The sequence below is a fragment of the Anaerococcus cruorum genome, assembly GCF_046365495.1.
Taxonomy (GTDB): Bacteria; Bacillota; Clostridia; order Tissierellales; family Peptoniphilaceae; genus Anaerococcus; species Anaerococcus cruorum.
In genome coordinates, this window is sequence record NZ_JBGMEH010000001.1 from 130,991 (window position 1) to 145,683 (window position 14,693).

Below are 14,693 nucleotides of genomic sequence, written 5' to 3' on the forward strand. Positions count from 1 at the left end.
AATTTAAATATATTTTAATAGAAATTTAAGATTATTTATATTTTATATCCTAATTATTTATACACATTAGATAAGTATTATACGTGGTATAGGATCTAATTGCTAGTAATTTAGTGTGAAATATTTAGTATACTATATTTACCCATTAATAAGTATTTTTGTGAAGGATGTTTCGCTTTTAGTATTTTATTTAAATGGTAGGATAACAGACCCTTTGGCTGCGCTCAGGGTGATAGTTCTTGGGTTTGGTTTTGTATTGGTTTTTATGATTTATGTAATGGCTGCGGTTGGGAATGTTTGACTTTTTGATAGATCTCTCGGCTTCGCTCGAGATGACAATGAGTGTTGTACTTTGAATTTAGGTGTTGGTCTTATTTACTTGATTGAGAATTATTGTGACTGAATGATTATTATATTAATAAGACTATGCTCCCCCTGTTATCATTTCGACTGGAGCGTAGCGAAATGGAGAAATCTTTTTTGAACGCTTTGTGGTTTTTATTGAAATTTTTATTATTTTATTTTAATGGTAGGATGAGAGACCCTTCGGCTGTGCTCAGGTTGATAGTTCTTGGGTTTGGTTTTGTATTGGTTTTTGTGATCTGTTTAATGGCTGCGGTTGGGGATGTTTGACTTTTTGGTAGATCTCTCGGCTGCGCTCGAGATGACAATGAGTGTTGTACTTTGAATTTAGGTGTTTGTCTTATTTACTTGATTGAGAATTATTTTAGTGTATACGATTATTATTCCAATATAATATGATTTCCCCTATTGTCATTTCGACTGGAGTGGAGCGGAATGGAGAAATCTTTTTTTGAATGCTGGCTTTTTTAAACGTAGTTTTGATTTTAGTGATTTATTTAATGGTAGTATATGAGACCCTTCGACTACGCTCAGGGTGACAGTTCGTGGGTTTGGTTTTGGATTGATTTTTGTGATTTGTGTTATAGCTACGGTTGGGGATGTTTGAATCTGAGGTAGATCTCTCGGCTGCGCTCGAGATGACGATGGAGTGTGAGACTCTGGACTTAGGGGCTTGTCTTATTTATTTTATGATTATTTTGTGGGTTTTATAAACAAAAACACCCAGGATGTATTCTGAGTGTTTTTTTGACTTTATTCTTAATTTATTTTAGCAAATCTTTAACTATTGCTAATTCTTCTAGGTATTTTGCTATAGTTGGGTAAGATTTTGTTGCTGTTTCTTTGTCTACTTGTTGGGTTGGAGCTTTTAGTGGGTCTAGGGTTACTGTTACCACTTTTTCTAAGTCTTTGTAGACTTTTTCTGAATAGCCTGGGACTACGTTTTTGAAGTTTTGGGTATTTTCTTGTTTTTTGTCCTCTTCTTCCACCTTGTCTAGGACTTTTTCGTTGTTTTCTGCTAGTTCTTCTACATTATCTAATAGTGCTTTTACATTTGCTAATTCTTTTTCATCATCTAAGGCTTTTTTAGTTTCTATAGAAAGATTTACTTGGTCGATGATTTCTTTAATAGTTTCGTTGTTTTTATCAACTTCTGTAATTAGCTCGTATGTTTCATCATCAATAGACTTGTTTAAATCCATTACTGTATCTACTGCGTATTTGCCGTAGATTTTTTCTAGCTCATCTTGAATAGCTTTGTTTCTATCATCTAGGTCTTTGATGATATCAGCAATTGTCTCGTTATTTGGTGATTCACTTTCAGTTGAAGTAGTTGTTTTTGCTAGGCTTTCTCCATATTCCTTGTCAATCTCTTGCATAGTTTTTTGAATTTCTATAGTTCTATTATCAAGGTCTGTGATTAGGGAGTCTACTTCTGCTTGACTTAAATTTTCCTTTATAGGTAAATCTTCTACAGGATTAGCAGGTGTTTCATCTTTTAAAACTACTATTTTTACTTCTTTTTCTGCTGGTGAATCTTCTTTTTCTTGATTTTTGTCAGCTTCTTTTATTGCTTCTTTGATTTCTTCATCTTTTTTATCTATCTCTTTAGTAAGATTTTCTACTTTGCTATCTTCATTGCTAGTATTTTTTTCTACTGATGGTTGGTCTGATTTTTTTATCTCTTCTTTGATTTTTGCATCATTTTCATTGATTTGTTCTGTTAAAGATTCTACTTGACTATCTTTAGCTTTTTCAGTGCTTGTTTCTCTTTTTAGCTCTACTCCATTTGCAGTAAATATATCTACACTTTCATCTGCCTTTATTTTAAAGCTAATCTTTGCAGCACCATTCGCTGGGATAGTTAAATCTTTTATATCTCCAAAATCAAGGTCATGGCTTGCCTCTAATACAAAACCTTCTTTACTTGCCCTATAAATTTCTATATGGAGATTTTCAGGCTTTGTTTGTCCATCGCTTAAAGAGATTGCATAGTTTGTTAATATATCTTCTGGTGACTGGTTTACTAAAAAGTCTGACCACTGGATAGTACTATTATCTACAAATTTTCCGCCTAAAATAGAGCCTAGTCCTGCTACTTCTTGTTCTCTTAGACTAGCTTTTCCATCCTGATCTTTATTTATAGATGAGATTACTCTTTTGCTAGTAAGAGCTGTTTCGCTTCCATTTGCTAGAATGTAGTCAAATACTAGTTTATTTTCCTTGCCATCTTTTATATCTGCCTTTAAATTTATAGTGCTAGCTTGCTTTAGGTCAACGCTTATTTTTTTGCCATCTAGACTATCTTCTACTTTGACTTGGTCTTGGCTGATATCATCATCTGAGATTACTTCAAGATTTGCAAGATTTGACTCATCACTTATGTAAAAAATCGCCTTTAAATCATCTGTATTATTTGTTTTTTCGATGTTTATTGTATAAGTTGCAACTTTGCCTGTCTCATCAAGATTCATTTGTACTTGAGATGAGATATTTTCTTCTTTTTTGGCATTAGCAGTGCTTTCTAAGATAGTTTGCCCAGTTTGAATTTCTACGGTGCTTGCCGCTTTAGCAGTTGTTGGTACTACCAAAGCTAGGGCTAGAGCTAAAGAAGCACAGCCTTTAATTTTTATTTTTTTCATGAATCCTCCAGATTTGCCTTGTGGTGTTAAATTAATTTTTTTGTTCTTATATTTCTTTAAATCTTTATATTATTATATATGATACCAGTATAGTAAGGATTAAAAAAGCATTTTAGAATTATTTAGAAAGGATTATAAAATCTGCCACCGTTTACAAAAAATAGGTAGATACCTACCACAGTTATAATTATAGAAATGATAATTGCCAAAATATCTACTTTTTTAAAAGGCCTATATGAATACCAAGTCCTAGTATTTTCCTTACCAAAACGGCGCAGTTCCATAGCCTGGCTAATGGTTTCTATACGGTTTAAGCTATCAAAAATCAACGGCCAAACTATATTTGATGATGCTTTAATTCTTTGGCCCAAGCTAGCCTTTTTACTCATTTCAATTCCTCTGGCCTGACTGGTAAGCTTTATATCATTGTATGAAGATTGGATATCTGGGATATATCTTAGGGCAAGGGCTACAGAATAACTTATTTTATAGCCTATACCTATTTTATTTAAACTAGAAGCAAACTCGCTAGGGCTAGTTGTAAAAATAAATATCAAAGCAAGAGGGATGGTTGAAAAATATTTTATAGCTACATTTAACTCATAAAACAGCTGTTCTTTAGTAATAGAATATCTGCCCCAGCCTGCCTTAATTAAAGTCCTACTATTATATAAATCGACTCCGTATTCTGGCTCGAAGATATAGATAGCTAGAAGATTTAATATAGCAAAAACCACTACAAATTTAACTACAAAGCTTACCGCCTGCCATGGAATATCTGCTATTTTAAATAAAATAATAGAAAAAACAGTCACAAAAAATAAAAATCTAGTATCATAACTAGTCATAACAATAATTGATAACATCAAAAAACAAATAAGCTTTGTAGTTCCAGATAGCTTATGAATGATAGTGTCATTTTCTATGTAACCTAGGATTTTGTCATTCATAGTCTGTTCCTTTCATAGCTGATAAATTTTTCTATAAATTCTTCAGAATCATAAGCTATAGTTCTCGCCAGTTTTGTTAAAGAAGTTTCTGTAAGAGATGATCTATTTAATAAATCATTATTTGCAAATAGGGCTTTTGGATAAGTATCTGCTAGTAAAGTTCCTTCTCCAAACACTAGAGCTCTTTTTGTATATTCCTGGATTAGATGCATATCATGAGAAATCATTAAGATTGTTAGCTGGTAATCTTTGTTTAATGTATGAATAAATTCCATTATTTCTGTATAATGCCTGTAATCTTGTCCAGCTGTTGGCTCATCTAAGATTATTATTTCTGGATTTAAAATCAAAATAGATGCTATAGTTACCCTACGTTTTTGCCCATAGGATAGGGCTGATATGGGCCAATTTCTAAAGGGAAAAAGCCCACAGATTTTAAGAACTTTTTCTGTTTTTTCTGCTATCTCTTCACTACTTACTCCGCGAAGTTTAAGGCCAAAACCTACTTCCTCAGCTACATTAGTTTTTGATATCATAGCATTGGGATTTTGGAGAACATAGCCAATCTTTTCTGCGATCTCTTTTATGGATAAATCTTCCGTATTTTTATCATTTAATAAAATACGTCCACTTGTTGGTCTTAAAAAACCACATAATAATTTGGCGAGGGTTGATTTGCCAGCTCCATTGGGACCCACGATACTAACTACATCTCCCCTATTGATTGTAAAATTAACATCTCTAAGAACAGATTTATTGCTATCATAGGCAAAGCCCAGATTTTTTACTGATAAAATAGGGTCTTTAACCTCATTTGACCTTATGACAGTAATATCATCAGCCCATTTTTTTATCTTATCAATTTGCTCTGGCTTTAAATCTATATTTTCAAAAGCTCCTAATTTATCTACAGTTGATAAATCCAAGCCAGCATATTCTAAGGCATTGATGTACAGAGGTTTTCTTACGCCTATTTGCTCCAAAATATTAGATTTTAAAATTTCACTTGGTTTTCCATCTTTTAAAATCTTCCCATCATCCATAACTAGGATGCGGTCCGGGTTTAAGTTTAAAGCTTCTTCTAGTCTATGTTCTATAACTATAATTGTGTAGTTATACTTTTTATTAAGCTCATCAACTAATTTCATCGTAGCAAGGCCACTTTTAGGATCTAGGTTAGCCAATGGCTCATCTAGCAGCAAGATTGGTGTATCAGAAACCAAAACCCCTGCTAGGGATACACGTTGTTTTTGCCCACCTGATATTTCATTTGGTTTATGGTTTAATAAATTTTCTATATTTAAAATATCTGCCCATTGATGTACTATTTCTTTCATTTCTTCTTGGCCAACATTATCATTTTCTAGAGAAAAAGCTATGTCTTCTGCTACAGTCAGACCTACAAATTGACCATCTGTATCTTGTAAAACTGTCCCAACCAAAAGAGATATATCAAAAATAGATGAATTTTCAATATCTTTATCGATAATAGTAACCTTGCCTGATATGTCTCCATCAAAGGTATTTGGAATTTGGCTATTTATTGCCTTGGCCAGGGTGGATTTTCCAGATCCACTTGGACCAATTATGACAATTTTTTCTCCAGATTTCGCTTCAAAATTGATATTTTTAAGGGTTGGCTCTTGCTGGGACCTATATTTAAATGTAAAGTTTTCAAATTTAATTACGCTTTGATTTTCCAATTTAGTCTCTTCTTAAAGAATTTTCTGGTGTTTGAGTTTTTGTGTAGGCAATGATTAAAAGTGTACCTATAATTGCTACAGATAATGAATTTGTAAGGGCTGCAACAATTCCTTGAACAAAAACTTTATTAGCTGGCTCTGAATAAATAAGGATATCTAATACTGGTGCAACTACTGCCCATGCTACTAGATTTGTTAAGACTTGGCCGATATTAAATCTTATAATGTCAGATTTAGTAAACACTCCATTTTGGATATTTATTCTTTTAGCAGATAAACCATAGCCAATACCAGTTATGCCAGAAGATATAACCCAGCTAATCCAAAGGCCATAAGTTAATAAGTCTTTGACTGCATGACCTATAAAACCAATTAAACCTCCAACAACCGGTCCAAAAAGCACGCTCATTAAAGCTAAGAATGGATAAGTTGTTTCTAAAGAAGTATTTGGTATACCGATAGGGATTGATAGAAAACGACCTAAGATAAAAAATACTGCTGCTCCTATGCCTACTGCAACTATTTTTGTGGTTGATGATTGATTTTTATTCATTATATATAACACTCCTTAATTAATATACGAATATTATAACTTTAATTTGATTATTTTCCACATTTTAAACTCTTGCTATACCTACTTATATATAGAAAATCTGGCAGATTTTTCCCGACAAATTTTCCACAAAAATAGAGAGGATACCCTCTCTATCTTATAGCTGCTTTGCTCTCATATATCTCATAGGACAATACATAGCCCATGTTGTATTTTGCAGTAAATCTGCTCCAAATACTATTTTTACATCACCTTCATTTAGTTTTGGATTAAGACTTGCGCTAGGAAGCACTACTTTATCTTCATCTACTTTAAATTCTAGCTTAGTTTCATAGGTTAGATTTTCATTAGACAGTCCTAGCATTTCAATAGTATTTCCTGCATCCTTATTTTTTACTATCTTATCAAAAACCTCTTGGCTAACTGTGGTAAGAGGTTTTGATGTATCAATACCTGCAAGGATTCTCTCTCCGTCAAATTCTACATATACTATAGGTAGGTTTTGAGATTCTTTGCTAGATGGCTGTCTAAAATCATCTACTTGGACTTCGAAATCATTTGTTTTGCCATCTCCCCTAAAACATAATTGAGAAATGATGTTCCATCCTAGAATAAAATCTGCTGGATATTTATTACCTGTTGGATCTACTGGCAAGTCAAAGGTATCATCATTGGCTACTATAACTGGGGCTGATCCTATTTCAAGACCACCTAGCCTTAGATTTACCCTAGCTCTTCTCCAGCCACGTTTTTCATCAATTACTTCTTGGTCTATATAATCTACATTAATTTTATCAGCTATAGATTTTTTTAATAGGCTATTGCCTTTGGTATCAAACATAGCAGTCACAGGCTCTCCCCCAACTGCTGCTTTTAAAAATATATAATTTAGGTATTTTTTATCTGATATTTCTACCTTGGTAAATTCCATTATTGCTCCTTAGTATTTCTTATTTCTATATGTCTTATAACTTCATCATCTGCATAATAGATATAGCTAGTGTCATTATCAGCAGTAAAAATAAATTTACTTAGCTGCTCGTTAGTCTTACCCTCTATACTTAGTCTTGGAGGGTTTTGGTTTTTCTTATCTACCATTTTTAGCTCATCTAAACTAGCACCTACATAAATATTACCCACAGATAAGTCAGAGCTACTTTCTGCTACAAGACCTACTATCTGAGCATCTTTTATAGAAATAGGGCTAGGACTGGTGTTTTTTAATTCAAAGTCTACTCCACTAGAGCTAGGCTTATCTTCCATGTCATCAAATAATGGAGAATATATCCTAATGGTCATCTCATCGCCTGGGTCTAGGTTTTTGTAATTGCCCTCGATATTTATATTACTATTTAATAAATCCTCTAAATCATGGATAGTTAAAGGGAATTTTAGGGTTTGTCCAAAAACTACAAATTCCCCATTTATATAAGCCTCATCTCTCATAAAGCTTTTAGAAAAAATAGCAACCGAGCTAAGCTTTTCATTTTCAAAGTATAAGGAAACATAGTTTTTATCTGTATAATAATTTATTGTCTTATCATCTTCCTTGCTGGCCTCTTCGGTATGGATGTTTTTTAATAAGCTTTTAGCTTCTTGGTAGCTAGATCCCCAGCTAAGGTCATTTATAGAAAAATCTTTGTTTTCTCCTTCGGTGTTGTTTATATAAAGCTCAATAATTGTAGCTTCTTTTATATCAATCTGTTCTGAGCCCTTATTTTTAAAAGTTGCTCCAAGATCCAATCCATTACCCTTTAAATTTGCCATGGTTTGACTATTTTTATTTATCTTTTGGTAATAAAACTCATCTTCGTTTAAATTTATGCCATTTTCTTTAAGCTCTTCATAAGAAAGCGGTAGAGAATATTTCTTATTGTTTAAGTAAAATGAATCGTAATCATTATTTATTTCTAAGGGGGCTAGAGGTTTCACTTCTTGAACTGGTTCTAGTTCTTTTTTCTGACAAGCAATCAGCAAAATCATAGCAAATATGTATATAATTCTCTTCATTTTTGTAAGCCCCCTTTACCCTATTATACAATATTTTTTAAAAGTTTTATCTTTGGGATATAAATATTATAATAAATTATTTATCAAAATAAAAGCGCTAATTTTAGCCAATGCAACTGAAAGTTGACAAAATTCCAAATCGGATTGGTGGTATGTTAAGAGATTTTTTTATAAAATGAGCTTAGAAACATAAAAGGAGGATCTTATGATACTGGCTGATAAGATTATAAATTTAAGAAAAAAAGAAGGAATGACCCAAGAAGATTTGGCAGGACAAGTTGGAGTAAGCCGCCAATCAGTATCAAAATGGGAAAGCTCTATGGCTATGCCTGATTTAGATAAGATTGTAAAATTATCTCAAATGTTTTCTGTAAGTACAGATTTTTTACTGGATGATAATCTTGGTATGGAGCAAATAATAGTAGATGAAAAAGTAGAGGATACTGCAAGAGTTATAGATCTAGATTTGTTAAACCGATATTACTCAGCCTATGATAAGGTTGCAAAGTTTATATCGCTAGCAACATTTCTTGTCATCACTTCACCTATAGCCTTTATGACCCTTGAAAATACCAGCGAAAGCCTTGCTATAGTTGTATTTTTAGGACTTATTGCTTGTACAGTAGGGCTATTTATAAACTCTGGTTTTGCTGTAAGTAAGTTTGACTTTATAGAAAAAGAACCTTACAACTTCTCCTACGGTGTAGAAGGTGTGATAGATAAAAATTTAAATGACTATATGCCAAAACTTAAGAAAAATGTAATTATAGCAATAGCTATATTTATCCTATCTCCAGCAATATACCTACTTGCTATAAATCAAGGGATAACAAATAATATACCTGTCTACTTATTTTTATTGCTAACTGCCATTGGGGCAAGTCTTATGGGATATAGCATGATAAAATATTCATCATACAGAGATATACTAAAATATAGAGATCCAAAAATCCAGAAAAAAGAAGGCAAGACTAACAAGATATCAGGTGTGCTTTGGATAACAGCTATTGGTGTTTTCTTTATATATAGCTTTTGGACTGGAAATTGGCAGGCTAGCTGGATAATATTTGTAATTGCTGGCTTTTTACAAGTTATAATCGCTATGGTACTTGACTAGTCATAATAAAAAGGGATGAGCATAAGCTCGTCCCTTTTAAATTTATAATTATTTTTTAAATCTTCTAGTAAACCAATTGTCAGTAGAGTAGTTTAAGATATTTCTCTTATATACTCTTTCTCCAAATCTATATACTAAGAAAATTGTAACTACTAGGACAGCTATAGCTATCAAACCTTCTGTAAGTCCCGCATAGCCATTTAAAAGTCTTAGTGGCATAAAGAATGTTGATGCAAATGGCACATAACTTAGTACTTTTGTTATCATTATATCTCCCTTGCCTTGAAGATTAATAGCTAGGAAAAATAAAATAATTGTACCTAATATAAGTGGAGTTCCCATTTTTCCTGCATCTTCTACTTTTGTAGCAAAAGAACCTAGCATACCAGCTATTACTAAAAATACAAAAATGCCTAGTAAAACTAATAAAACTATTTCGGCTATCATACCATAGGTAGACCCAGTTAAACTGTAGGATAGATTTACGCCATCTAATAGTCCCTTAGATTGTGCAACAAAAAATCCTATTATTCCAAATATTACATAAGTAATAATTTGTACAAATACCGCTATAAAGTTACCCAGCATTTTTCCAGCAAAGTAATCTCCTGGTTTTACAGATGAGAAGATAAATTCTATCATCTTTGTACCTTTTTCAGTAGCTATATCAGCTAAAACTAGGTTTACAAAGCTCATAAGCACCATATACATTAAGAACATCAAAACAAAGTAAACAACCTGGCCAATAATCTTATTGTCAGATTTTTCATCGGCAATTTTATTTATTATTGGGGTCTTAGCAAGTATTTTTTGTTGGTTACTATCAAGACTTGCCCTATCCTCATTTAACTGATTTTGTATCATGGTTAAAATATTTTGGAAAGTTAGCATTTCTGTCATAGATGCATCTGCTTCATTAAAGTCTGCTATTAGTTGGCCATCTTCTTCTCTTATTTTTGCATATGAAGAAATCTTGCCATCATCTATAGCTTGATCAATCTCATCTTCCTTTATAGATAAAAACTGGTCATCTTCAAAATAAGGCTTTAGCTCATCGCTTGTAACAATACCCATTTGACTTTCACCAGAGCTTGATGCAAAGTAACCACCAAGACCTCCTAGAACACCAAATAAAATTGGTAGTAAAATCATCGCCCAAAATGTACCAGATTTTAGGTGGCCCTTTAGGGTTTCTTGCATTACAATTCTTATTCTACTCATGACTTTCCACCACCTTTGCAAAGATTTCATTTAGGTTTGGAGCAGCTTGGCTAAATTGGGATACAAAGCCAATATTTTTATTTATATCCTCATAAAGCGCTCTACTATCTTCTGGATCATTTAGATAGATATTCCAAATATTTCCAGTTTTAGTATAAGATTTTACTTTTCCATCGATTAGAGGAAGTAAATCTTTATCAGTTTCAACAAGTACTCTCTCTCTTGGGAAGGAGTTTCTAATCTCTGTTGGAGTTCCATTTAGGACTATGTGGCCATTTTTAATCATAACTAGCTTATTGCAAAGAGCCTCCACATTTTCCATATTGTGGGAGGAGAATAAAATGGTCATGCCCATGGCATTTAGTTCTTTGATAATCTCTTCTAAAAGTCTAATATTATATGGGTCAAGTCCTGATAGTGGCTCATCTAGAATAACAAAGTCTGGCTTATAGATAACTGCTGCTAAAAGTTGGACTTTTTGTTGGTTACCCTTTGATAGGGATTTGATTTTATCAGTTAATTTTCCTTTAATTTCAAACCTATCAAACCATTTGTTAAGTTCATCATCTGGGATGTGGTCCATTTGGTTGAGTTTTGCAAAATATCTTATCTCTTCTTCTATAGTTTTTTTAGGAGAAAGAGATCTTTCCTCTGGTAAAAACCCAATTTTTTCTAGAGGAACATCCTTTATAGGTCTTCCCTCATATGTAATAGAGCCAGTGTAATCATCAAAAAAGTTCATTATTGACCTAAATAGGGTGGATTTTCCAGCACCATTTTGGCCGATTACTCCAAAGACATCGCCTTTTTCAACTTTAAATGATACATCATCCAAAGCTTTTAGGCTGCCAAATGTCTTTGAAACATTTTTTACTTCAATCATAAGCCTTCCTTTCTAGTTTTCTCATAATGATTATATCACATTTTAGAATTATGTTATATATTTATAAAATAATAAACTATAAAAAATAGATATAAAAAAACTGGTGCAAGATTTGCACCAGTTGACTGTTAATTTAAGTCTAGGTCTGAATAGTCGCCTTCTAATAACTTATTGATATCTTTTACTCCCATCTCGTGGAGTAAATCTTCTATTTCTGCGTTTTTTGAATCTATGTCCGAAATAAGATTTTCAATCTCATCATCGTGCATATCATTTGTAGTCATATTTTCTTCTCCAGGGATAGATCCTGGTAGGTCAATTACAAAGTCATCGCCATCGCCAGTTGAAAAACTAACTGGTCTGCCGTTGCCTTTTGAGTCTAGCTTGTTATCTCTTTTTTCTTCTAAGCTCATAGTTTGCTCCTATTTTTTATTTTCATTAAAGATTTTCTTTAAATATTTACCTGTATAGGACTTCTTATTTTTAGCTAGTTCTTCTGGAGTACCGCATCCTACTAGAGTGCCGCCGCCATCTCCACCTTCTGGTCCAAGATCTACTAAATAATCTGATACTTTTATCACATCCAGGTTATGCTCAATTACTACTACAGTATTATTTTGATCGACTAACCTATTTAAAACATCGATTAGCTTGTGAACATCTGCCATATGAAGACCTGTTGTTGGCTCATCTAGGATATAAAGAGTTTGACCTGTACCAACTTTTGCAAGCTCTGTAGCAAGTTTTACCCTTTGGGCCTCCCCACCAGATAATTCTGTGGATGGTTGGCCTATTTTTATATAACCAAGTCCTACATCGTATAAGGTTTGAAGTTTTCTAACAATTGGAGCGTGGTTGGCAAAAAATTCTATACCTTCTTCAACTGTCATATCTAAAACTTCTGATATATCCTTACCCTTGTATTTTACCTCCAAAGTTTCCCTATTGTAGCGTTTACCATGGCAAACTTCACAAGGTACGTATACATCTGGTAAGAACATCATATCTACTTTGATTGTACCATCACCCTTGCAGGCTTCACAACGTCCACCTTTTACGTTAAAGGAAAATCTTCCCTTAGTATATCCTTTCATTTTCGCTTCATTAGTCATGGCAAAAACATCACGGATGTGGTCAAAAACTTTGGTATAGGTAGCAGGGTTTGAACGAGGAGTTCTACCAATTGGTGATTGGTCGATGGCTATTACCTTATCGATTTGATCTAGTCCTAGGATTTCATCGTGTTTTCCTGGACGGACCTTAGTTTTATTTAATTTTTTGGTTACTGATTTATATAATATTTCATTTACTAAAGAAGACTTACCAGATCCTGATACACCAGTAACTGATGTAAGAGTTCCTAGTGGGATTTTAACATCTATGCCCTTTAGGTTATTTTCGGAAGCTCCTTTTATTTCTATAAAGTCATCACTTGTTCTACGTTCTTCTGGGATTGGGATTATTTTTCTGCCAGATAAATAATCTCCAGTTATAGATTTTTTGGATTTTATAATATCATCTACTGAACCCTTAGCCACTATTTCTCCACCATGGACACCAGCCTTTGGCCCTATATCTACTATAAAATCTGCTTCACGGATAGTATCTTCATCGTGTTCTACAACTATTAAGGTATTTCCAATATCAGTTAGATTTCTAAGAGATGCTATCAACCTATCATTATCTCTTTGGTGTAAACCAATTGATGGCTCATCCAGGACATAGCAAACTCCAACTAAACCTGATCCGATTTGAGTTGCAAGCCTTATTCTTTGACTTTCTCCACCAGATAGGGTTGACGCAGAACGATTAAGGGTTAGATATCCAAGACCCACATCATTTAAAAACTTAAGACGAGATTCTATTTCTCTTATAATAAGCTCTGCAATATTTGCCTTCATTTCTGATAATTCTAAGTCCTTAAAGAATTTTACAGAATTTTCTACTGATAACTTTGTAAGATCAGCTATATTAGTTTGATCAACCTTGATTGATAAAACTTCTGGTTTTAGCCTATCGCCATGGCAGGTCTTACATTCTTCCTCACCCATAAATTCTCTAAATCTTTTTCTTTGGGCTTCAGAATTTGTTCTTTCGTATCTGTCAGCAAGGTTAGTAACTGCTCCTTCAAACTTACCCTTGTATCTTTTCCTTCCAGAAAATCTTGAGTCAAATATAAAGGATAAGTCGTATTTTGTCCCATAAAGTATATCGTCAACCAAGCCTTTCGGTGCATCTTTTAGCGGCTTGTCATAAGAAAAATCATAATGGTCTGCAATGGCACGGATAGTTTGATAATAGTAAGAATCCTTAGCAGAGCCACTATAAGCATCTACCGCATCTTGGTTAATGGATAAATTTAAATCTGGAATTACAAGTTCAGGGTCAATTTGTAAGTGAAAGCCAAGTCCATTACAATCTGGGCACATACCAAGGGGTGCATTAAATGAAAACATATTTGGAGTTATTTCTGGTAATGAAACGTGGCCATCTGGGCATGCAAGTTTACTACTTAGCATAAAAGGCTCACCATCAATAACATCTATTAATATAATTCCATCTGCAAGTCCTAGGGCAGTTTCTAGGGAATCAGTTAATCTTGATTCTATGCCTTCTTTTATAACTATCCTATCCACAATTATTGAAATGTCGTGTTTTTTAGTTTTTGAAAGCTCTATATCTTCTTCTAGGTCATAGCGTTCGCCATCTATTACAACCCTTACAAATCCTTGTTTCTGGATGTTTTCTAAGGCTTTTTTGTGTTGGCCTTTTTTGCCACGTATCATTGGGGCAAGGACTTGAATCCTTGTTTTTTCTGGTAACTCTAAGATTTTATCAACCATTTGGTCGATGGATTGAGCCTCAATTTTCTTGCCACAGACTGGACAATAAGCATCCCCAATCCTTGCGTATAAGAGTCTATAATAATCATAAATCTCAGTAACTGTTGCTACTGTTGACCTTGGGTTTCTATTTGTAGTTTTTTGGTCAATAGATATAGAAGGAGAAAGTCCCTCTATGCTATCCACATCTGGTTTGTCAACATTGCCCAAAAATTGTCTGGCATATGATGATAGACTTTCTACATAGCGCCTTTGCCCTTCTGCATAAATAGTGTCGAAGGCTAAAGTGGACTTTCCTGATCCGGAAAGCCCTGTAAAAACTATCATTTCATCGCGTGGCAGGGTGATGTCGACATTTTTTAAATTGTTGGTGCGGGCACCTTTTATAATTATGTCGTGTTCTGTCAA

General features: G+C 33.5%; 12 protein-coding genes. 2 read left to right on the top strand and 10 right to left on the bottom strand.

The features are described 5' to 3' along the window. Positions 1-115: 115 nt before the first annotated feature. Positions 116-301, top strand: coding sequence for a hypothetical protein (locus tag ACCQ40_RS00580; protein WP_410032178.1), 186 nt, complete (start codon positions 116-118; stop codon positions 299-301). Positions 302-1,127: 826 nt separating this feature from the next. Here the strand turns inward: ACCQ40_RS00580 and ACCQ40_RS00585 are convergent. The 6 genes from ACCQ40_RS00585 to ACCQ40_RS00610 form a co-directional block, all read right to left on the bottom strand. Further along, positions 1,128-3,005 carry a hypothetical protein gene (locus ACCQ40_RS00585; RefSeq protein ID WP_410032179.1) on the bottom strand — a complete coding sequence of 626 codons (1,878 nt, stop codon included), beginning with the start codon at positions 3,003-3,005 and terminating at the stop codon, positions 1,128-1,130. A gap of 122 nt (positions 3,006-3,127) precedes the next feature. After that, positions 3,128-3,955, bottom strand: coding sequence for an energy-coupling factor transporter transmembrane component T family protein (locus ACCQ40_RS00590; RefSeq protein WP_410032180.1), 828 nt, complete (start codon positions 3,953-3,955; stop codon positions 3,128-3,130). Continuing rightward, positions 3,952-5,658, bottom strand: coding sequence for an ABC transporter ATP-binding protein (locus ACCQ40_RS00595; RefSeq protein WP_410032181.1), 1,707 nt, complete (start codon positions 5,656-5,658; stop codon positions 3,952-3,954). Before ACCQ40_RS00595 ends, ACCQ40_RS00590 begins: the two co-directional genes overlap by 4 nt. 1 nt (position 5,659) lies before the next feature. Then, positions 5,660-6,211, bottom strand: coding sequence for an ECF-type riboflavin transporter substrate-binding protein (locus ACCQ40_RS00600; protein WP_410032182.1), 552 nt, complete (start codon positions 6,209-6,211; stop codon positions 5,660-5,662). A gap of 157 nt (positions 6,212-6,368) precedes the next feature. Continuing rightward, positions 6,369-7,142: a hypothetical protein gene (locus ACCQ40_RS00605; protein ID WP_410032183.1), complete on the bottom strand. Its 774-nt coding sequence runs from the start codon at positions 7,140-7,142 to the stop codon at positions 6,369-6,371. Next, complete coding sequence (locus tag ACCQ40_RS00610) at positions 7,142-8,221, bottom strand: hypothetical protein (protein WP_410032184.1); 1,080 nt, start codon at positions 8,219-8,221, stop codon at positions 7,142-7,144. The genes ACCQ40_RS00605 and ACCQ40_RS00610 overlap by 1 nt, the downstream gene beginning before the upstream one ends. A gap of 205 nt (positions 8,222-8,426) precedes the next feature. Between ACCQ40_RS00610 and ACCQ40_RS00615 the strand changes: the two genes are divergently transcribed. Continuing rightward, positions 8,427-9,338: a helix-turn-helix domain-containing protein gene (locus ACCQ40_RS00615; RefSeq protein WP_410032185.1), complete on the top strand. Its 912-nt coding sequence runs from the start codon at positions 8,427-8,429 to the stop codon at positions 9,336-9,338. Positions 9,339-9,386: 48 nt separating this feature from the next. Here the strand turns inward: ACCQ40_RS00615 and ACCQ40_RS00620 are convergent, their stop codons facing one another. The 4 genes from ACCQ40_RS00620 to uvrA all read right to left on the bottom strand — a co-directional run bounded on the left by ACCQ40_RS00620 (position 9,387) and on the right by uvrA (position 14,693). Further along, a complete protein-coding gene (locus ACCQ40_RS00620; protein ID WP_410032186.1) occupies positions 9,387-10,559 on the bottom strand; it encodes an ABC transporter permease in 1,173 nt (390 codons plus the stop codon). Further along, on the bottom strand, positions 10,552-11,442 hold the full coding sequence (locus ACCQ40_RS00625) for an ABC transporter ATP-binding protein (RefSeq protein WP_410032187.1): 891 nt from the start codon (positions 11,440-11,442) through the stop codon (positions 10,552-10,554). Before ACCQ40_RS00625 ends, ACCQ40_RS00620 begins: the two co-directional genes overlap by 8 nt. A gap of 128 nt (positions 11,443-11,570) precedes the next feature. Beyond that, positions 11,571-11,855 carry a hypothetical protein gene (locus ACCQ40_RS00630; protein ID WP_410032188.1) on the bottom strand — a complete coding sequence of 95 codons (285 nt, stop codon included), beginning with the start codon at positions 11,853-11,855 and terminating at the stop codon, positions 11,571-11,573. A 9-nt stretch (positions 11,856-11,864) separates the two neighbouring features. Then, a complete protein-coding gene (gene uvrA / locus ACCQ40_RS00635; protein WP_410032189.1) occupies positions 11,865-14,693 on the bottom strand; it encodes an excinuclease ABC subunit UvrA in 2,829 nt (942 codons plus the stop codon).